General features: G+C 57.0%; 23 protein-coding genes. 12 read left to right on the top strand and 11 right to left on the bottom strand.

Translation table 11 applies throughout. The features are described from left to right. Positions 1-13: 13 nt before the first annotated feature. From pheS to D7S44_RS04335, 7 genes are all read right to left on the bottom strand, one after another. Positions 14-997: a phenylalanine--tRNA ligase subunit alpha gene (pheS, locus tag D7S44_RS04370; RefSeq protein WP_120452375.1), complete on the bottom strand. Its 984-nt coding sequence runs from the start codon at positions 995-997 to the stop codon at positions 14-16. A 145-nt stretch (positions 998-1142) separates the two neighbouring features. Beyond that, complete coding sequence (gene pheM, locus D7S44_RS23740; RefSeq protein ID WP_123912837.1) at positions 1143-1187, bottom strand: pheST operon leader peptide PheM; 45 nt, start codon at positions 1185-1187, stop codon at positions 1143-1145. Positions 1188-1307: 120 nt separating this feature from the next. Beyond that, positions 1308-1664, bottom strand: coding sequence for a 50S ribosomal protein L20 (gene rplT, locus D7S44_RS04355; protein ID WP_010616241.1), 357 nt, complete (start codon positions 1662-1664; stop codon positions 1308-1310). A 97-nt stretch (positions 1665-1761) separates the two neighbouring features. Next, positions 1762-1959: a 50S ribosomal protein L35 gene (rpmI, locus tag D7S44_RS04350; RefSeq protein WP_081137701.1), complete on the bottom strand. Its 198-nt coding sequence runs from the start codon at positions 1957-1959 to the stop codon at positions 1762-1764. A 99-nt stretch (positions 1960-2058) separates the two neighbouring features. Next, on the bottom strand, positions 2059-2601 hold the full coding sequence (infC, locus tag D7S44_RS04345; protein ID WP_033747527.1) for a translation initiation factor IF-3: 543 nt from the start codon (positions 2599-2601) through the stop codon (positions 2059-2061). A gap of 4 nt (positions 2602-2605) precedes the next feature. Beyond that, a complete protein-coding gene (gene thrS / locus D7S44_RS04340) occupies positions 2606-4534 on the bottom strand; it encodes a threonine--tRNA ligase (RefSeq protein WP_120452370.1) in 1929 nt (642 codons plus the stop codon). A 239-nt stretch (positions 4535-4773) separates the two neighbouring features. Further along, positions 4774-5535 carry a DUF481 domain-containing protein gene (locus D7S44_RS04335; RefSeq protein ID WP_120452368.1) on the bottom strand — a complete coding sequence of 254 codons (762 nt, stop codon included), beginning with the start codon at positions 5533-5535 and terminating at the stop codon, positions 4774-4776. Positions 5536-5888: 353 nt separating this feature from the next. Between D7S44_RS04335 and ghoS the strand changes: the two genes are divergently transcribed. Continuing rightward, positions 5889-6179 carry a type V toxin-antitoxin system endoribonuclease antitoxin GhoS gene (gene ghoS / locus D7S44_RS04330; RefSeq protein WP_120452366.1) on the top strand — a complete coding sequence of 97 codons (291 nt, stop codon included), beginning with the start codon at positions 5889-5891 and terminating at the stop codon, positions 6177-6179. A 135-nt stretch (positions 6180-6314) separates the two neighbouring features. Beyond that, the gene (locus tag D7S44_RS04325; RefSeq protein WP_120452364.1) at positions 6315-7208 is read left to right on the top strand and encodes a fructosamine kinase family protein; all 894 of its coding nucleotides are present in this window, start codon (positions 6315-6317) and stop codon (positions 7206-7208) included. Between the two features lie 4 nt (positions 7209-7212). Here D7S44_RS04325 and D7S44_RS04320 read toward each other — a convergent pair whose 3' ends face one another. Further along, complete coding sequence (locus D7S44_RS04320) at positions 7213-7749, bottom strand: YniB family protein (RefSeq protein WP_120452362.1); 537 nt, start codon at positions 7747-7749, stop codon at positions 7213-7215. A gap of 143 nt (positions 7750-7892) precedes the next feature. On the opposite strand from D7S44_RS04320, the gene hxpB reads away from it, so the two are divergent. The 6 genes from hxpB to D7S44_RS04290 all read left to right on the top strand — a co-directional run bounded on the left by hxpB (position 7893) and on the right by D7S44_RS04290 (position 13292). After that, entirely contained in the window at positions 7893-8573 is a 681-nt protein-coding gene (gene hxpB, locus D7S44_RS04315) for a hexitol phosphatase HxpB (RefSeq protein WP_120452360.1), read from the top strand. A gap of 192 nt (positions 8574-8765) precedes the next feature. Next, the gene (gene kduI / locus D7S44_RS04310) at positions 8766-9602 is read left to right on the top strand and encodes a 5-dehydro-4-deoxy-D-glucuronate isomerase (protein ID WP_120452358.1); all 837 of its coding nucleotides are present in this window, start codon (positions 8766-8768) and stop codon (positions 9600-9602) included. 16 nt (positions 9603-9618) lie between these two features. Then, the gene (gene kduD / locus D7S44_RS04305; protein ID WP_120452357.1) at positions 9619-10380 is read left to right on the top strand and encodes a 2-dehydro-3-deoxy-D-gluconate 5-dehydrogenase KduD; all 762 of its coding nucleotides are present in this window, start codon (positions 9619-9621) and stop codon (positions 10378-10380) included. 195 nt (positions 10381-10575) lie between these two features. Beyond that, a complete protein-coding gene (locus D7S44_RS04300; protein WP_120452355.1) occupies positions 10576-11166 on the top strand; it encodes a metal-dependent hydrolase in 591 nt (196 codons plus the stop codon). A 155-nt stretch (positions 11167-11321) separates the two neighbouring features. Beyond that, positions 11322-12713, top strand: coding sequence for an L-cystine transporter (locus tag D7S44_RS04295; protein WP_120452353.1), 1392 nt, complete (start codon positions 11322-11324; stop codon positions 12711-12713). Between the two features lie 195 nt (positions 12714-12908). Then, on the top strand, positions 12909-13292 hold the full coding sequence (locus D7S44_RS04290; RefSeq protein ID WP_081137281.1) for a DUF6515 family protein: 384 nt from the start codon (positions 12909-12911) through the stop codon (positions 13290-13292). Positions 13293-13387: 95 nt separating this feature from the next. Here the strand turns inward: D7S44_RS04290 and osmE are convergent, their stop codons facing one another. After that, the gene (gene osmE, locus D7S44_RS04285) at positions 13388-13723 is read right to left on the bottom strand and encodes an osmotically-inducible lipoprotein OsmE (RefSeq protein WP_120452352.1); all 336 of its coding nucleotides are present in this window, start codon (positions 13721-13723) and stop codon (positions 13388-13390) included. Between the two features lie 192 nt (positions 13724-13915). Between osmE and D7S44_RS04280 the strand changes: the two genes are divergently transcribed. From D7S44_RS04280 to cho, 4 genes are all read left to right on the top strand, one after another. Further along, positions 13916-14503, top strand: a complete 588-nt coding sequence (locus D7S44_RS04280) for a TetR/AcrR family transcriptional regulator (protein WP_120452350.1) — start codon at positions 13916-13918, stop codon at positions 14501-14503. Then, positions 14500-15693 carry a multidrug effflux MFS transporter gene (locus tag D7S44_RS04275; RefSeq protein WP_120452348.1) on the top strand — a complete coding sequence of 398 codons (1194 nt, stop codon included), beginning with the start codon at positions 14500-14502 and terminating at the stop codon, positions 15691-15693. The genes D7S44_RS04280 and D7S44_RS04275 overlap by 4 nt, the downstream gene beginning before the upstream one ends. Before the next feature lie 126 nt (positions 15694-15819). After that, a complete protein-coding gene (nadE, locus tag D7S44_RS04270; protein ID WP_120452347.1) occupies positions 15820-16644 on the top strand; it encodes an NAD(+) synthase in 825 nt (274 codons plus the stop codon). A gap of 122 nt (positions 16645-16766) precedes the next feature. Continuing rightward, entirely contained in the window at positions 16767-17627 is an 861-nt protein-coding gene (cho, locus tag D7S44_RS04265; protein ID WP_120452345.1) for an excinuclease Cho, read from the top strand. Positions 17628-17703: 76 nt separating this feature from the next. Here the strand turns inward: cho and spy are convergent, their stop codons facing one another. Next, positions 17704-18192: an ATP-independent periplasmic protein-refolding chaperone Spy gene (gene spy / locus D7S44_RS04260; protein WP_120452344.1), complete on the bottom strand. Its 489-nt coding sequence runs from the start codon at positions 18190-18192 to the stop codon at positions 17704-17706. A gap of 276 nt (positions 18193-18468) precedes the next feature. Next, positions 18469-19467, bottom strand: a complete 999-nt coding sequence (gene astE, locus D7S44_RS04255; protein ID WP_120452342.1) for a succinylglutamate desuccinylase — start codon at positions 19465-19467, stop codon at positions 18469-18471. Positions 19468-19477: the final 10 nt, after the last annotated feature.

Here is a 19477-nt window from a genome sequence, read left to right as displayed (position 1 = left end):
GGATAACCTGCCCTTATTTAAATTGTTTGAGGAAACGTAAATCATTTTCGAAGAAGGCGCGCAAGTCGGTCACGCCGTAACGCAGCATGGTAAGTCGCTCCATGCCCATACCGAAGGCGAAGCCGGAGTAGATTTCCGGATCGATACCAACGTTGCGCAAAACGTTCGGGTGCACCATGCCGCAGCCCAGCACTTCCAGCCATTTGCCGTTTTTGCCCATCACGTCCACTTCCGCCGAAGGTTCGGTGAACGGGAAGTAGGAAGGACGGAAACGGATCTGCAAATCTTCCTCAAAGAAGTTGCGCAGGAAATCGTTCAGCGTGCCTTTCAGGTTGGTAAAGTTGATGTTCTTGTCGACGATCAGCCCTTCCATCTGGTGGAACATCGGGGTATGCGTCTGGTCGTAATCGTTGCGATAGACGCGGCCCGGCGCGATGATGCGAATCGGCGGCTGCTGATTTTTCATGGTGCGGATCTGCACGCCGGAGGTCTGAGTGCGCAGCAGCCGCGTGGCGTCGAACCAGAAGGTGTCGTGATCGGCGCGTGCCGGGTGATGGCCGGGAATATTCAGCGCGTCGAAGTTATGGTAGTCATCCTCGATTTCCGGACCGGTCACCACCGCGAAACCCAGTTCGCCGAAAAAGGTTTCGATGCGATCGATGGTGCGCGTTACCGGATGCAGACCGCCATTTTCCGTACGGCGGCCCGGCAGGGAAACGTCGATGGTCTCGGCGGCCAGACGCGCATTGAGCGCGGCGGACTCCAGCGTCTCTTTGCGAGCGTTAAGTCGCTCCTGCACCTGCTGCTTGGCGTCGTTGATCACCGCGCCCGCAGCCGGACGCTCTTCCGGCGGCAGCTCGCGCAGCGTCGTCATCAGCTGCGTCAGATGGCCTTTTTTACCGGTATATTCGACGCGCACCGCGTCAAGGGTGGCGATATCCGTCGCCTCGTCGATAGCGGCTGTGGCGCGGGCCACCAGTTCTGCGAGTTGGGACATGGTTTCCTCTTCTTCCAGGCGGGCTGGTCAGTTCTCGTTGGGACGTTGCCGTCCAATATGCTTCGCCAGAAACACGAAAGCCTCCACGAGGGAGGCTTTCGGCGCGATTTTTCGTTTCTTTTCTATGCGCAAAAGCCCCTGAGAGTCAGGTGCTAAAGTAAAAAAAGAAACGGAAAATAGCAGCGTGCATGCTTGCGTTACCTTGCTGGGATTCTGAGGGTACTATTGAAAAGCCCAGCGATGAAAATGTCAATCTTTTGCTTGAGTTACAAGCAATAAAAAAGGGAGCAAGCTCCCTTTTTCATCTGACTTACGCCAGAGCTGATTTTGCTTTTTCGACCAGTGCAGTGAATGCCACTTTGTCGAATACAGCGATGTCAGCCAGGATCTTACGGTCAATTTCAATGGACGCTTTTTTCAGGCCATTGATGAAACGGCTGTAAGAGATGCCGTTCTGACGCGCTGCAGCGTTGATACGCGCAATCCACAGTTGACGGAACTGACGCTTACGTTGACGACGGTCACGGTAAGCATACTGACCAGCTTTGATAACAGCCTGGAAGGCAACGCGGTATACACGTGAACGTGCACCGTAGTAGCCTTTAGCTTGTTTTAAGATTTTCTTGTGACGTGCGCGAGCAATTACACCACGTTTTACGCGAGCCATGTGAGCTCTCCTGTATCAATATTCTGTGATGCCCTTATCCCCTGCTGGCCAGCGGCCGTTATGCAAAGGTTTCAGGCAGATTTATAAAAAAGTTAACTTATGCGTACGGCAGGCAGGCAACAACCAGACCCAGATCGCCTTTAGACACCAGACCTTTCGGACGCAGGTGACGTTTACGCTTAGTTGATTTTTTAGTCAGAATATGACGCAGGTTTGCGTGCTTACGCTTGAAGCCGCCAGAAGCGGTCTTCTTGAAGCGCTTAGCCGCGCCACGTACAGTTTTAATCTTTGGCATTTTAAAAATATCCACTTCGCATTGTTAATAAAACGAATCAGACAGGCGAACAAAGAACCGCACAGCGCGAACGCTGCGCGGTCATTGTTACTTGAAAGCCTACTGTTTCTTCTTGGGAGCGAGCACCATAATCATCTGGCGGCCTTCGATCTTCGATGGGAAGGATTCGACTACTGCCAGTTCGGTCAGATCTTCTTTCACGCGGTTAAGCACTTCAATACCGATCTGTTGGTGCGCCATCTCACGACCGCGAAAACGCAGCGTGATTTTGGCTTTATCGCCTTCTTCCAGAAAACGAATCAGGCTGCGGAGTTTTACCTGATAGTCGCCTTCATCGGTACCAGGACGGAATTTAATTTCCTTAACCTGGATAACTTTTTGCTTCTTCTTCTGTTCCTTAGAAGATTTGCTTTTTTCATAAAGGAACTTGCCGTAATCCATAATACGGCACACCGGCGGTTCGGCGTTGGGGCTGATTTCTACTAAATCAACACCCGCTTCTTCAGCTTTTTCAATAGCTTCGCGAAGGCTGACAATACCAATCTGTTCGCCATCCACGCCAGTTAAGCGTACTTCAGTGGCACGGATTTCACCGTTGATTCGATTCGGACGCGTCGGTTGTACTCGTTTTCCGCCTTTAATAACCTTATTCCTCTAATTGGTGAAGATTGCGGCTGCGAATCTCTTGTTGCAGCTTCTCAACAAACACATCGACATCCATCGTCCCGAGGTCTTTACCGCGGCGGGTGCGAACGGCAACTTTGCCTGCTTCCACCTCTTTGTCACCGCAAACCAGCATATAAGGGACGCGACGCAATGTGTGCTCGCGGATTTTAAAGCCTATCTTCTCGTTTCTCAAGTCTGCTTTCACACGAATGCCAGCATTCTGCAATTTGCGTGTCAACATGTCGACATATTCTGCCTGTCCATCGGTGATATTCATCACCACCGCCTGCATCGGCGCCAGCCACGTCGGGAAGAAACCGGCGAACTCTTCGGTCAGGATGCCAATAAAGCGCTCCATAGAGCCGAGAATCGCGCGGTGAATCATAACCGGCGTCTGACGATCGTTGTTTTCGCCCACATACGTGGCGTCCAGACGTTTTGGCAGGGAAAAGTCTAGCTGAACTGTGCCGCACTGCCAGGCGCGATCGAGACAGTCGTAAAGCGTAAATTCAATTTTCGGGCCGTAGAATGCACCTTCTCCGGGCTGGAATTCAAACGGAATTTCGTTTTCATTCAGCGCAGCGGCTAAATCTTCTTCGGCGCGGTCCCACATTTCGTCGGTGCCGATACGCTTCTCAGGACGCGTGGAGAGTTTCACCACGATCTTTTCGAAGCCGAAGGTGCTGTACATGTCATAGACCATGCGGATACAGCTGTTCACTTCGTCACGCACCTGATCTTCCGTACAGAAGACGTGGGCGTCATCCTGGGTAAAGCCGCGTACGCGCATCAGGCCGTGCAGCGCGCCTGACGGCTCGTTGCGGTGACAGCTGCCGAACTCCGCCATGCGCAGCGGCAGATCGCGGTAGGACTTCAGCCCCTGATTAAAGATCTGCACGTGGCCCGGACAGTTCATCGGCTTGATGCAGTATTCACGGTTTTCTGAAGAGGTGGTAAACATCGCCTCTTTGTAGTTTTCCCAGTGCCCGGTTTTTTCCCACAGCACGCGATCCATCATAAACGGACCTTTTACTTCCTGGTACTGGTACTCTTTCAGCTTGCTGCGCACGAACACTTCCAGCTCGCGGAAGATAGTCCAGCCGTCATTATGCCAGAAAACCATGCCGGGTGCCTCTTCCTGCATATGGTAGAGGTCGAGCTGCTTGCCGATTTTACGGTGGTCGCGCTTCGCCGCCTCTTCCAGACGCTGCAGATAGGCGTTGAGCTGCTTTTTATCCGCCCAGGCCGTGCCGTAGATACGCTGCAGCATTTTGTTATTGCTGTCGCCGCGCCAGTAGGCGCCCGCGATTTTCTGCAGCTTGAAGTGGTGGCAGAAACGCATATTCGGCACGTGCGGACCGCGGCACATGTCGATATATTCTTCGTGATGATAAAGGCCAGGACGATCGTCGTGGCTGATGTTCTCATCCAGAATAGTAATTTTATAGCTCTCGCCGCGCTCGGCGAACACGTCGCGCGCCTGCTGCCAGCTGACGACCTTTTTCACAACGTCGTAGTTAGTTTCGGCCAGCTGGTGCATACGTTTTTCCAGCGCGTCGATATCTTCCTGCGTCAGGGTATGATCGAGATCGACGTCATAATAGAAGCCGTTGTCGATAACCGGACCGATCGCCATTTTGGTGTTGGGCCAGAGCTGTTTAATAGCGTGCCCCAGCAGATGCGCGCAGGAGTGGCGAATAATCTCCAGACCCGCTTCATCTTTTGCGGTAATGATGGCCACAGAGGCATCTTCGGTGATGGGATCGACCGCATCCACCAGTTGACCGTTAACGCGTCCGGCAATACAGGCTTTCGCCAGGCCAGGCCCGATATCCAGCGCAATATCCATCACGCTGACTGCGCGATCGTAGGTGCGCTGGCTGCCATCAGGAAGAGTAATTACAGGCATTTAATATCCTTAATTGCAGTGGTAAGCCACACGAAAGCTTACATACAACATTGAGTAAAATTGATTGCCTGGCGTAATGTCAGACCCACATTGTCGGAATGACGCCAGGAATTGTAGTGCGCCGACGATGATAACAGCTTTGAGCGGCCAGCAAAACCCGTGCTCTCGTAGCTAAGTCGAGGAGCAGGCGAAAAAAAACCGCAGACAGGCTGCGGTCAGGAAGTGGTTTACGCAGAGAATTACATCGCGTAGGTCAGCATAATGCTGGTTTTGGTGTCGGTGCGATCGGGCGCGGACTCCGGCGGATTGTTGTTCCAGGTGACGTTGTAGGCCAGCTTCAGCGCGAAGTGGTCGTTGATGCCAACCTGCAAGCCGGTTTCTGAGTTGATGGTGGTATCTTCGCCGAAGCTGCTCAGCACCGATACGCCCTGAATAAACTTGGTGTTATCGGTCAGCTGCCACTGATAGCTCAGCGCGCCGTAGCCCAGCGCTTTGGTTTCGCTGCCGCCGTCATGGAAATCGTCATAGCGCACGCCTGGACCAAATTCAGCGCGCAGCGAATGAATGGGGCCGCTCAGGATCTGACGACCGTAACCTGCGGTCAGCACATCGCGCGAATCGTAGCCGTTAAAACGGTCGCTCAGCCAGCTCGCCTGACCAAACAGGTAATCGAAGCTGTTGAGGTTATAACGCGAGCGGCCGCCGATATTGTAGGTTTCAGAAGAGCGTTCATCATTAGATGAGGTGTTCGCCGCGTTGCCCCACAGGCTGTACGCCATAGAGCTCTGATACCACGTCATATTAGTCTGCGCTGTCAGCGAAGAGCTGGTGGTGTTACCGGTCTGCGCCAGATAGCCTGCGGAGGCGCTGCCGTCAAACGGCTTCTTTGCCGTTGAAGGATCGTCCATCGCGGTAAAAACGGTGTTGTCCGCCAATGCCTGGTGGCAAAACGCGCCAGCGGAGAGCAAAAGAACGGCTGAGAGCTTGTTAAGCACTTTCATTTATTGTGACCCGTACGACAGTTTAAAAAACGAAGAGTGTGAAGGGTTTTACGGGCCGATCAATGCAATTTACGGTAAGTATTGTAAATAAGTATTAACCTCCATGAAACACCCCATTCAGAGTCAATCACGCTTGATTATTGGGAATTTTCTCATTAACGCCGCGCATTATAGGGAGCAGCCAACAAAAATTCAGCGGAGTTGCGACAATATTTTTCTGAACCCACCAGGGGTGCCTTTACCCAGCTTTACTTTTATGCCTGTGATAAATAATGCCTTTATCCTGTTCATTATTCGCGCATTTTTTCACCATGGTCTACGCTGTGCTCAGTCAAGCCGAACAGAGGTGAAAAATGAGCGACGGACTTAAACGTTACATTGTCACGTTTCACTATCAGGAATCGGGCCTCAGCGACGTTCAAACGCTTAACAGCGCGATGATCGCGGGCGGTTTTAGCACCACACTTAAGGACGATCAGGGTCACACTCATGAACTAGGCACCAACAGCTTCGGTCTGGTCAGCGCCCTGTCGCAGGAGGATCTGCAACGACAGGCTGTTGCCGCTGGCGAGAGCGTGCTGCATCAGACGCCCGATGTCACCGTGACGACGCTGGAGGCGTTTTTACGTGACGCTTCGCAGTAACCGCGCCCGCCATTCGTTCCGGTAAGCTGTGCGCAAGCGCGGGTTTTGAGCGATATTCACGCGATATAATCGTCTCTGGGTCGTAGAGCGTGCTGACCGACACCGCAGCCTGACAGGTTAAAAGAGGATCGCCCAATGTGGAACGCTATTAGTCGTTTATTAAGCGAACAGTTTGGCCATGCCGATATTACCGAACGCCACGAACTTCCTGGCGGCGACATTCATCCCGCCTGGCGCATTCGCTATGGCGAACATGACGTCTTCGTGAAGTGCAATAGTCGTGAAATGCTCACCCTTTTCGCCTGGGAAGCCGATCAGCTGGCGCTGCTGGCGCGCACGCAAAGCGTACGCGTACCGGCGGTTTATGGCGTGGGCCATCACCGCGATCAGAGCTTTTTGCTGCTGGAATATATCACGCCTCAACCGCTGGATGCGGAGAACGCCTTTCAGCTGGGACAGCAGCTGGCGCATCTGCATCAGTGGAGCGAACAGGCGCAGTTCGGCCTCGACTTCGACAATAATATCACCACAACGCCGCAGCCCAACAGCTGGCTGCGTCGCTGGTCAGTCTTCTTTGCCGAGCAGCGTATCGGCTGGCAGCTTCAGCTGGCCGAAGAGAAAGGCCTCACCTACGGCAATACGGAAGAGATTGTGAACTGCGTGCAGCGTGCGCTTGCCACGCACCAGCCGCAGCCCTCCCTGCTTCACGGCGATCTCTGGCCAGCCAACTGCGCTGGCAGCGCCAACGGTCCCTGGCTGTTCGATCCCGCCTGTTACTGGGGCGATCGCGAATGCGATCTGGCGATGCTCGGCTGGTTCCCGGATCTGCCGCGGCAGATTTATGAAGGCTATCAGTCGGTCTGGCCGCTGCCAGACGGCTTCTCGCAGCGCCAGCCGGTCTACCAGCTCTACTACCTGCTTAACCGCGCCAACGTATTCGGCGGCAGCTGGTTAAGCGAGGCGCAGTTCGCCGTCGGACGGCTGCTGGATGAGGACGCGCTGGCGCAGCGTCAGGCCAGACCGGCCTGACCTGTCACAGAAAGCCGAGCAGCGACAGCACAAAATAACCGGCAACGGCGATCACCACCGGCAGGATATAGAGCGGAAAAATCTGCAGGAAGATGGTGTGGTGCGGCACGCGGATTTTCTCTTCCAGCTGCTGGCGCGTACGGGCATCGCCGCCTTTCGCCTGCTCCAGAATCAGCTGATCTTCAACACCCTCTTTTATATGGCGCGCCTGACGCGCCATTCGCGAACCGGATGCTTCCAGCGCCAGACCGACGAAAATCAAAATGTAGATGATCCAGAAGCCGATATTCATCTGACCGTGGAACTCCGGTACCGGCGAGTTCTGCCAGAAGAAGCCAAGGAAAGGCGTGTTGAAGCGGATCATGTCGACGATCACATGGACAAAGTCGAGCATAACGGCGTCAATGCCCGGCTGTTTTTCACTGTGTCTGAACATAAAGCTCAGCACTGAAATCACGGTCGACAGCAGCGCGAGCAAAAATATTGCCCAGCCAGCCACTCGCTTAAGGATGGCGATGCGGCCAGCCTGTTGATAAGTCATGGTATCTCCTGTACCTGAATCCAGATTGCAGCCAGTCTACCTGCCTGTGGTTTTAATTTCCTGTAAAAAGCGCAGCCTGCGCCCCTTTCGCGGCGCGCGCCAGCCCATGATAAGGTAGCGCAAATTCTACAAGGAGCCAGCCGATGAGTTATACCCGCCCTGTTTATGCCGCCCTTTTTGATATGGATGGCCTGATTATCGACTCCGAGCCGCTATGGGATCAGGCTGAACTGGACATCTTCGCCACGCTGAACGTCGATTTATCGCGCCGCAGCGAGCTGCCGGACACGCTGGGCCTGCGCATCGATCAGGTGGTGCGCATGTGGTATGAAACCCTGCCCTGGTCAGGCCCGGACCAGCAGACGGTCACGGCGCGCATTATCGCCCGCGCGCTGGCGCTGATTGAGGAAAAGCGCCCGCTGCTGCCCGGGGTTAAGCAGGCGCTGCAGCTGTGTCGCCAGCGCGGGCTGAAAACCGGTCTGGTCTCTGCGTCGCCGCTGATGATGCTGGAGCGCGTGCTGGCGCTCTTCGACCTGCGCGACGATTTCGACGTGCTGGTCTCCGCCGAGGCGCTGCCCTACAGCAAACCGCATCCGCAGGTCTATCTGGATGCCGCCGCGCAGTTGAACGTCGACCCGCTAAACTGCGTGACGCTGGAAGACTCGTTTAACGGTATGATCGCCACAAAAGCGGCGCGCATGCGCTCCATTGTGGTGCCGCCCGCGGCACTGCGCGATGACGCGCGCTGGTCGCTGGCGAACGTCAGGCTGGACGATCTTACCCAGCTGACCGCGGCGCATCTGCTGGGCGATTCCGCGCTCTGATCCGCGCGTGCGCCTCTGATTGCGCCTTTTATCAGACCCGACCCGCCGCTGGCGGGTTTTGTTTACGGCATGATCCCCTTCTCAAAAAATAAAACAACGTTTCATTTTTATTGAATTGATCTTCCACTCCTCCTAAGATGCCCTCAGACGCCCTGCGGGGCACGTATGCCTTTTTCGCCAGAGGGGATCAGAATGGACGTTCGACAAAGCATTCACAGCGAGCATGCCAGACAGCTCGACACCGCCGCGCTACGCCGCGAGTTCTTAATCGAAAACATCTTCGAAGCTGACCGCTACACCCTGACCTACAGCCATATCGATCGCATTATTGTCGGCGGCGTAATGCCGGTCGCCGCCAGCGTCTCCTTCGGCAACGAGATGGGCAAACAGCTGGGCGTAAGCTATTTTCTGGAGCGCCGCGAACTGGGCGTCATCAATATCGGTGGTCCGGGTACCATTGAGGTGGACGGAAAAGTCTGGGAGATCGGCACGGAAGAAGCGCTCTATGTCGGCAAAGGTGCCCAGTCGCTGAGCTTTCGCAGCAGCGATGCGGCTCATCCGGCTAAGTTCTATTTCAACAGCGCGCCCGCGCACAGCCGCTTTCCCGACAAGAAAGTGGGTAAAGAGGAGGCGGTACGCACCACGCTCGGCGATGCGGCGACCTCCAACCGCCGCACCATCAATAAATATCTGGTGCCGGACGTGCTGCCGACCTGCCAGCTCACCATGGGGCTGACCCGCCTGGATGAAGGCAACCTGTGGAATACCATGCCGTGTCACACACACGAGCGCCGTATGGAAGTCTATTTCTATTTCGATATGAACCCGGAAAGCGCGGTGTTTCACATGATGGGTCAACCGCAGGAGACGCGTCATCTGCTGGTGCACAACGAGCAGGCGGTCATTTCGCCCAGCTGGTCGATTCATGCCGGCGTCGGCACCGAACGCTACACCTTTATCTGGGGCATGGTCGGCGAGAATCAGGTATTCGACGACATGGATCATGTCAAAATCCGCGATCTGCGCTAAAAAAGGAGGCGCTCTCATGATACTCAACGCATTTAATCTGGAAGGTAAAATCGCGCTGGTCACCGGTTGTAATACCGGGCTTGGCCAGGGCATGGCGCTGGGCCTGGCGCAGGCCGGTTGCGATATCGTCGGCGTCAATCGCGAAGAGCCAGCAGAAACGCAGCAGCGCGTCGAAGCACTTGGCCGCCGCTTCTGGTCCCTGCAGGCGGATCTTATCCGTACCGAGCAGGTGCCGCGCGTCGTGGAGCAAGCGATCGCCGCCGCGGGCAAAATTGACATTCTGGTCAATAACGCCGGAATTATCCGCCGCGAAGACGCGCTTAGCTTCAGCGAGCAGGACTGGGACGATGTGATGAACATCAACACCAAGAGCGTCTTCTTTTTGTCGCAGCAGGTGGCGCGTCATTTCATCGCCCAGGGCCAGGGCGGTAAAATCATCAATATCGCCTCGATGCTCTCTTTTCAGGGCGGCATTCGGGTTCCCTCATACACAGCGTCGAAAAGCGCGGTGATGGGCCTGACGCGCCTGATGGCGAACGAATGGGCGAAACACGGCATTAACGTTAACGCCATCGCGCCGGGTTATATGGCGACCAACAACACCGAGCAGCTGCGCAGCGACGAGGGCCGCAGCGCAGAAATTCTCGGGCGCATCCCGGCCGAGCGTTGGGGACTGCCGGAAGATATGATGGGTCCGGTTGTTTTCCTGGCCTCTTCGGCGTCGGATTATGTGAATGGCTATACGCTGGCCGTCGATGGCGGCTGGCTGGCGCGTTAAGCGCTGTGATGCGCGCCAGGCGAGAAAGTAGCCCTTCGGCGCCTTCTCGCCTTAAAGGCTATCTCTGGCGAAACGGCAGGCCTGGCGCCGCCGTTTCGCTAAAAAAATTCACGCTTCGTTACAGCGTCACAACTTCTCATTCACTGGATAAATCCCTATACTGGATGCATCGACAGTTTGCAGCCAGGTTTTATCATGACGGGCGAAGGCCACGTAATTTTCGCTATTGCCACCGCTATTTTTGCCAAGCGCGCAGAGCTGACGCCTGTGCTGGCGCAGGCCGACTGGTGGCACCTTATTTCTGCCTCGCTGCTCACCTGCCTGCTGCCCGATATCGATCATCCCAAATCCCTGCTTGGCCAGCGCTTAAAGTGGTTGTCGCATCCTATCGCACGCGCCTTTGGTCACCGGGGATTCACGCACAGCCTGCTGGCGGTGGCCGCCAGCCTGTGGCTGTTCCAGATTAACGTCCCCGAAGACTGGCTGCTGCCTGCCGACGTGCTGCAAGGTATGACGCTGGGCTATCTCAGCCATATCGTGGCGGATATGCTAACCCCCGCCGGAGTGCCGCTGCTGTGGCCGTGCCGCTGGCGCTTCCGCCTGCCTATCCTCAGAAGCCAGAAAGGTAACCAGCTGGAGCGTACACTTTGCCTGGCGCTGGTTGGCTATGCGCTCTGGTTTCCACCCGGCTCGCCCTCTTTTGGTGCGAACGGCTGGCCTTCACAGCTCTTCGATACGCTACAAAATGGCGTTTTCCGCTTGATTTCCACACAAAAAGCACATTAAACCAGCAGAAAAGGCTGTCTGGTTATAAGCCATTCCATTTGGATATAAGTTGACACCCCAGGTAACTGTTAACATACCGGCACTTAATTCGTGCATAACATTATCTGGCGCCCCGACACCACAGCTGTCGTCGGGCGCCTCTCTCGGGAGCCAACATGGATCTACCTCTGATTCTTAATCTCGCGGCCTTCGTCGCGCTGCTGCTGCTGCTGTCGCGCCTCGGCCGTCAAAGCTGGAGCCTGTCGAAAAAGGTGCTGGTCGGTCTGGTGATCGGCGTACTGTTCGGCCTGGCGCTGCAAACCATCTACGGCCAGCAGAGCGAGGTGCTGAAAACCTCTATCAGCTGGTTTAATATCGTGGGCAACGGCTACGTACAGCTACTGCAGATGATCGTGATGCCGCTGGTGTTCGCCTCGATCCTCAGCGCCGTCGCGCGTCTGCATAATGCCTCGTCGCTGGGCAAAATCAGCCTGCTGACGATTGGCGTGCTGCTGTTCACCACCGCCATCTCCGCACTGGTCGGCGTACTGGTTACCGGCCTGTTCCACCTCAGCGCTGAAGGCCTGGTGCAGGGCGCGCAGGAGAGCGCGCGCCTCGCTGCGATACAGAGCAACTACGCGGGCAAAGTGGCGGATCTGACCGTCCCTCAGCTGCTGCTCTCGTTTGTGCCGAAAAATCCGTTCGCCGATCTGACCGGCGCCAGCCCGACCTCGATTATCAGCGTAGTGATTTTCGCCGCCTTCCTCGGCGTTGCGGCGCTGCAGCTGCTGAAAGATGACGAAGCCAAAGGCCAGCGCGTGCTGGTGGCGATAGATACCCTGCAGTCCTGGGTAATGAAGCTGGTGCGTCTGATTATGAAGCTGACGCCTTACGGCGTGCTGGCGCTGATGACCAAAGTGGTCGCCGGGTCGAACCTGCAGGACATTATCAAGCTGGGCGGTTTTGTCGTCGCCTCCTATCTGGGCCTGGCGATTATGTTCGGCGTGCACGCGCTGCTGCTGTCGGTAAACGGTATTAATCCGCTGCGCTTCTTCCGCAAGGTCTGGCCGGTTATCACCTTCGCCTTTACCAGCCGTTCCAGCGCCGCGAGCATTCCGCTTAACGTGGAAACCCAGACGCGTCGTCTGGGCGTGCCGGAATCGATCGCCAGCTTCTCCGCCTCTTTCGGTGCGACTATTGGTCAGAACGGCTGCGCAGGACTCTATCCGACCATGCTGGCGGTGATGGTTGCCCCGACCGTAGGCATTAACCCGTTCGATCCGGTCTGGATCGCCACGCTGGTAGGCATCGTTACGCTCAGTTCCGCTGGCGTGGCGGGCGTAGGCGGCGGCGCGACTTTCGCCGCGCTGATCGTACTGCCTGCGATGGGCCTGCCGGTGACGCTGGTCGCCCTGCTCATCTCTATTGAACCGCTGATCGATATGGGCCGTACCGCGCTTAACGTTAACGGTTCGATGACCGCCGGTTCCCTTACCAGCCGCTGGCTCGGTCTGACCGATAAAGCGGTGCTGGAGAGCGAGGAGCACGCGGAGCTGGCGCACCGTTAATCACCTTTTCTGTCGCCGTAAACCGGGCCATTGCGCCCGGTTTTTTTATGTCTGCGCTTCACAATCCGCTGGCTTTATGGCGACGTCGTTAAGAAAGCGTTAAGCGTGGTAAAGAGAGGAAAAAGTCGCGCCTCTGCGCTTGTTTTCGCGGCGGAAAAGGAGAATGCTTCAGTCAGTTATCGCAGGAGAAAACCCATGAAAAAAGTTATCGCCTCACTGCTGGCGTTAACGCTGTTGTCGCCAGCCATTGTCTCTGCTCACCCCGGCGGTTGGGGCCCAGGTCCGGGTCCCCACTGGGGCGGCCCTGGTCGCGGCTGGGGTGGTCCCGGCCCGCTGCGCTTCCTGCCTGAAGCGGCTACCGCGGTGCTGATCGGCGGCCTGACCTACTATATGCTCAACGGCGCCTACTATCAGCGTCAGGGCGAGAACTATGTGGTGGTGCAGCCGCCAGCCGAACCGGGCAGTGCGATGCGCGTACTCGACTTTAACGGACGACGCTTCTACGTCCAGGAGGGGCATTACTATCAGCGCGATATTAATGGCGAGTATATTGAGGTGCCGCGTCCCGCCGGGCTGTAACCGTTCGCCCGGGCAGCTTCTGGCACTAAGTCAGCCAATGAAAAACGGCCCGTCACTAACGGGCCGTTTGCTATTCTCTACCGCTCTTGCGCAGCTTACTGGGCAGCCTGCGGATCGGTATCGTACTCTTTACAGCTCTGGAAGCCGTAGTTCATGACGCGACCGGTGTCGTTGTAGCTGACGAAATAGGTCTGCTGTTTACCGTCGCGCTCGCCCAGCACATAGGTCTGACAGGTGCCGCGCGCGTGAACCATGGTGATCTCAGTTGAAGCCGGTCCGGCAATCTGGCGAACCTGATCGCGCGTCATGCCTTTTTTCACATCCTTAACTACTGGCTTGCTCACGTAGCTCTCAGCACGATCGTAAGCCGTACAACCAGACAGTGCGACCAGCGTCAGCGCCGCAGCGATACATCCCATTGCTTTTTTCATCTTGTTGTTCCTCGTTGTATTGTCCATGTAAGCTTAAGCCTGGAACAGAAATGCAGATTAATCAACTTTATGGCGCATTTTTAAGGTGAGTCTGAAACGTCAGGTTAGCGTAAAAAAGCTGTTCTTATCGCGATCGCCTCGTATAATCCAGCGCGAGAATAAACACTCTCAAAACTTGTTTCAGGAGGCAGGATGAACAAACAGCGTGAAGCGCGCGATGCGCGGCATCGCACGCGCCAGGATGAGATCATCGCGGCGGCGCGGCGCTGCTTCCGCCAGTCCGGCTTTCACGGTGCCAGCATGGCGCAGCTCGCCAGCGCTGCCAGCCTGAGCGTCGGGCAAATCTACCGCTATTTCCCCAGTAAAGACGCGCTGATCGAAGAGATGGTTAAACGCATCGTCGATGGCCGCGTGGCGGCGATGAGCGAGCAGACCGACGCCAGCCATCTCGCCGATCTGATCGCCCGCCGCGAAACCCTGAACGAAGAGGATGAGATGCTGATGCTGGAAGTCGCCGCCGAGGCGAGCCGCAATCCGCGCGTCAGCGATATCCTGCAACATGCCGAGGCGCGACTGTTTCACAACGCCTGTGAAAAAATGCGCGCAGACTATCCGCATCTCAGCGAGACGCAGCGCGCCGCCTGCGTCGAAGTGCTGGCGGTGCTGGTAGAAGGCACCGCTTTTCGCCGACTGACGACGCAGAAAGCGTCAGCGGAGCTGCTCCATACCCTCTACAAAAAGATGATCCACGACTTAGTAAAGCCCTCAGAGGACAAATGACACCTGCACATAATAACCGACTGGTCTATGCCATAACGCTGGGCCTGCTGGCGGCGCTCGGCCCGCTCTGCATCGATCTCTACCTTCCCGCGCTGCCTGAACTGGCCCGGGATCTCCAGACATCAACCGCGACGGCGCAGCTCAGCCTTACTGCCGGTCTGCTCGGCCTGGGGGCCGGACAGCTGCTGTTCGGACCGATGAGCGATAAGTTCGGTCGCCTGCGGCCGCTGACGCTTTCGCTGGTGCTGCTGTTTGTTGCCTCGATTGGCTGCGCACTGGCGCAGGATATCCACCAGCTGCTGCTGGCGCGCCTGTTTGAAGGCCTGGCGGGCGCAGGCGGCGCGGTGCTGTCGCGCGCGGTGGCGCGCGATATGTACAGCGGACATGAGCTGACGCGTTTCTTTGCCTTGCTGATGCTGGTGAACGGGCTGGCGCCGATCGGCGCGCCGGTGCTCGGCGGCGTGCTGATGACGGTGCTTAACTGGCGCGGCATCTTTGTGGTGCTGGGCGCGACGGCGCTGCTGCTTATCCTGCTGGCGCGCTGGAAGCTGCACGAAACCCTGCCCCCGGAACGCCGTAGCCAGGGCTCGGTGTTTTCCGCCTGGGCGGCGCTGGGCCAGGTTATCGTCCATCGTCCTTTTATGGGCTTCTGCCTGACGCAGGCGTTTATGATGTCGGGCATGTTCGCCTATATCGGCGCCTCGCCGTTCGTGCTGCAGCAGATTTACGGTCTGTCGCCGCAGGCGTTCAGCTTCTGTTTTGCGGCGAACGGCATCGGCCTGGTGATCGCCTCGCAGACCAGTGCGCGTCTTTGCCCGCTCTGGGGTGAGTATCGGGTGCTGAAAGGCGGCCTGACGCTGGCGTTCGTCGCCTCCAGCCTGCTGCTGCTGGCGGGCATTACCGCCGCGCCGCTGCCGCTGGTGCTGGTGGCGCTCTTCTTCACTATCGCGAGCAACGGGGTGATCGCCACCACCGCCTCGTCGCTGGCGATGCAGAGCCAGGGCCATCGCGCTGGCAGCGCCTCGGCGGTGATTGGCGTCTGCATGTTCTCGCTCGGCGCCATTTCAGTCCCTGTTACCGGCCTTGGCGGCACCTCGCTGCTCAGCATGACCGGCACCATCTTCGGCTGCTTTATGCTGGCGATTCTGATGTTTATTTTCCTGGCGCAGAAGCCCGCGCCGCGAACATAAACTGCCTGATATCGCAACACTTAACTGGAAACAACTGGCGCTTTGGCTTGTTGTTTTCAGCGATGCACGTTAGCTTTAATGGATGGTTCGCACGGGCCGACAGGCCACCGTCTTGAGGAGAAATGCATGTCACTGCAGCAGGAAATCATTACAGCACTCGGCGTTAACCCGGTTATCGACGCGCAGCAGGAAATTCGCCGCAGCGTTGATTTCCTCAAAAGCTATCTGAAACGCCACCCGTTTCTGAAGACCCTGGTGCTGGGCATCAGCGGCGGTCAGGACTCAACGCTGGCGGGCAAGCTGTCGCAGATGGCGATCAGCGAACTGCGCGAAGAGACCGGCGACAAAGCCTACGCCTTTATCGCCGTGCGCCTGCCCTACGGCGTGCAGTCGGATGAGCAGGATTGCCAGGACGCGCTGGCGTTTATCCAGCCGGATCGCTCGCTGGTGGTAAATATCAAAGAGTCGGTGCTGGCCAGCGAACGCGCGCTGCGGGAAGCGGGCATCGAGCTTTCCGACTTTGTGCGCGGCAATGAAAAAGCGCGCGAGCGTATGAAAGCACAGTACAGCATCGCCGGTATGACGCAGGGCGTGGTGGTGGGTACCGACCATGCGGCGGAGGCGGTGACCGGCTTCTTCACCAAGTATGGCGACGGCGGCACGGATATTAACCCACTGTTCCGCCTTAACAAACGTCAGGGCAAACTGCTGCTGAAAACGCTGGGCTGCCCGGAACATCTCTACCTGAAACGCCCGACGGCGGACCTGGAAGACGATCGTCCCGGCCTTGAAGATGAAGTCGCGCTCGGCGTGACTTACGAGATGATTGACGACTACCTGGAAGGCAAAAGCGTCGCGCCAGAAACGGCGAAAATCATTGAAAACTGGTATACGAAGACCGAGCACAAGCGTCGTCCGCCGATTACGGTATTCGATGACTTCTGGAAATAAGCTCTTTCCCCTGCTCTCCGGCAGGGGAAATTTTTCCTGCCGTTGTGTTCACTCATTAACCCGCTGGCGAAAGCCTGAACAGACTGATATGCTGTATGAATACACAGTTACAGGAGTCTGTCTTGGTTCGACGTGCCGCCACGCACCGCCTCGAGTTCGATGCGGCTGCCATCTACGAATATCCCGAACATCTGCGCGAATGGCTGGAAGGTTTACCGAATCAGCCGGGCGTCTATACCTTCCACGGTGACAGCGAAACGCTGCCGCTCTATATCGGGAAAAGCATCAATCTGCGATCGCGCGTGATGTCTCATTTCCGTACGCCGGAAGAGGCGCGCATGCTGCGTCAGGCGCGGCGCGTCAGCTGGATCCCGACCGCTGGCGATCTCGGCGCGCTGCTGCTGGAAGCGCAGATGATCAAGACGCAGCAGCCGCTTTTTAATAAGCGCCTGCGTAAGAATCGCCAGCTCTGTTCGATCCGCATCGCCGACGGCAAGCCTGAAGTGGTGTCCGCGCGCGACGTCGACTTTTCCCACTCGCCCGATCTGTTCGGCCTCTACCGCAGCCGCCATAAGGCGCTGGAGACGCTTAAGTTTCTTGCTGACGAGCATCAGCTCTGTCACGGGCTGCTGGGGCTGGAAAAGCTGAGCGCCAACCGCGCCTGCTTCCGCGCCGCCCTGCGCCGCTGCGCAGGTGCCTGTTGCGGCCGCGAGACGCTAAGCGAACATCAGGCGCGCCTGGTGGAGGCGCTGGAGAGCGTACGGGTGATCTGCTGGCCGTGGCAAGGCCCGGTGGCGCTGATAGAGGAAGGGAAGCTGATGACGCAGATCCACGTTATCGATCACTGGTTCTATCTGGGATCGGTCAACGATATGGAGGAGGCGCGCCAGCTAAAACGGGCGCCGAGCGGCTTTGACCATGACGGCTATAAAATCTTGTGTCGGCCGCTGCTTTCCGGCCACTACCCTGTCGAACCCTTATAAAAAAAACCGCCTGCGCTGCCCAGCATTTTGCTTATCTGGACAACACAGGCGGTCTCACTGCCTTAATTCAGCCTGATTATTCAGCCGGCGGTGGTGCCATTTTATCGTCGTGCGGGCCTTTCTCTGTCAGACGCTTCTCAAAATTAGCGTTGTACTGCTTTTTCTGCTCCGGCGTGAGCACGTTATAGAGTTTGTTCTGCGTTTCCATCATCGCCACCGCGCGCTCTTTCGCGTCTGCGGTCATTTTCTCTGCCTGCGCTTCCGCTTTCGCACGGTCGAAGGTGTCAGAAGCGATAATGGCGTGACCGGCGCGACGCTCTTCCAGCGACGGACGTTTAAAGTCTTTGTGGCTCTCTTTCAGGATCTCATGGACCTGTTTTTTCTGCGCCTCGGTCAGATTGAGATCTTTGAACATCATGTTCATCCCGTGCGGCATCGGCGGCTTATGCATGGGCTTTTCGCTACCGGCCGGCGGCGGCGTCAGGTTGTCAGCTGCGGCATGTACCACGCTTGCCGCACCGAAAGCCAGAGTAGACGCCAGAATCAGGGAAGTCAGTTTACGCATAATAGTTGTCCTTATCATTCAGTTAATAACGACAGCAGCCTGTCGCGTCTTCGAGAACAAGATTACGCTGCTGAATGTCAACTACTCAGAGAGTGAGTAAAGCCGTGAAAGCATAAAAGACAAAAATCGCGCAATCATGGAGAGAATGAGAAGAATTAAGTGAAGAATTGCAAAAGAGTATGAATTCAAAGCGGATTTGGCAGGAATTATGGAGGAGTGTAAGGGTTCTGGCAGCAAAGCGGAAGGAAAATCCCACGCCCTGCCGCCTTTATTTCGTCAGCGCGACAGCGCCTCAGTCTGCGCATTCTCTTCCACCAGCATCAGGCCGGCGCGCAGCCCGAGCGCCACGCCGGGATTGGGGAACAGCACATATTCGCGCGCCTGTTGCACAAAGTAGCGCGTCTCACCATCCTCGGCCAGCAGCGCGCCCTGTGGAAACGCAGTGAAGTTACGCGTTTCCGCGTCCATGTGCAGCCGGAACTGCTCGCTGAGGCGGGTAATCTGCTGCACCACCCGATAGCGGCGCGGCACCTCCTGCGCTTCCGGCAGCGGCTCGCCGCTCAGCAGCGCCGCCAGCGCCTGCTGCGCGGCAGCGAACTGCGTCAGGTCGTTGGTGCCGAACGGCAGGGCTTTACCCAGCTCCAGCGTACAGCTGGCAGCATTAAAGTTTGCACAGCTGAAATGGGTGAAGGTGCCGCCCGGCGCAGTGTGGAAGACCAGCGCCTCCAGCCCTGCCGCTGTCAGCCAGTCGATAAAATTATCCGGCCAGGGCTGCGGATTAAGCGGCAGCACGCCAAAGCGTGTATGCCAGGAGCCGCGAATGGCCGTATGCAGATCTAGATGCCAGCGCGGCTGAACCTCTCTGGTCTCCTGCAGCCAGAAGGCTTCCGTCGCCTGTTCCAGACGCAGCGCGCGTCGCGCCTCGTCACAGTCGTCGATGCGCTGCCAGCGGCCACCGAACAGGCGATTAACGTCATGACGCAAATAGCGCTTGCCGGCACGCAGGGCGGCCGGATTACCGAGGATCGCCAGTACGCGATGCCGCAGCTGCATTTCGCCGCGCAGCAGCGCGCCGATAAGCGTATTCAGTATCTCTACCGGCGCGGTCTCATTGCCGTGAATGCCTGCCGACAGCACCAGCGCCTGCTGCGGTTCGCCCAGCGGCTCAAGCTGTAAAATACCGTGATCGAGCCACTGCCAGCGTAAATAAGGGGTTTCGCCGCGCTGACGTTGCGGAGCGTCGCCTGACAGCGTTTGCTGAAGAAAATCCTGCATTGCTACTCCT

The organism is Pantoea piersonii (genome assembly GCF_003612015.1).
Classification (GTDB): Bacteria; Pseudomonadota; Gammaproteobacteria; order Enterobacterales; family Enterobacteriaceae; genus Pantoea; species Pantoea piersonii.
Note: the sequence above shows the minus strand (reverse complement) of the source record. Positions and strands in the feature narration are given on the sequence as shown.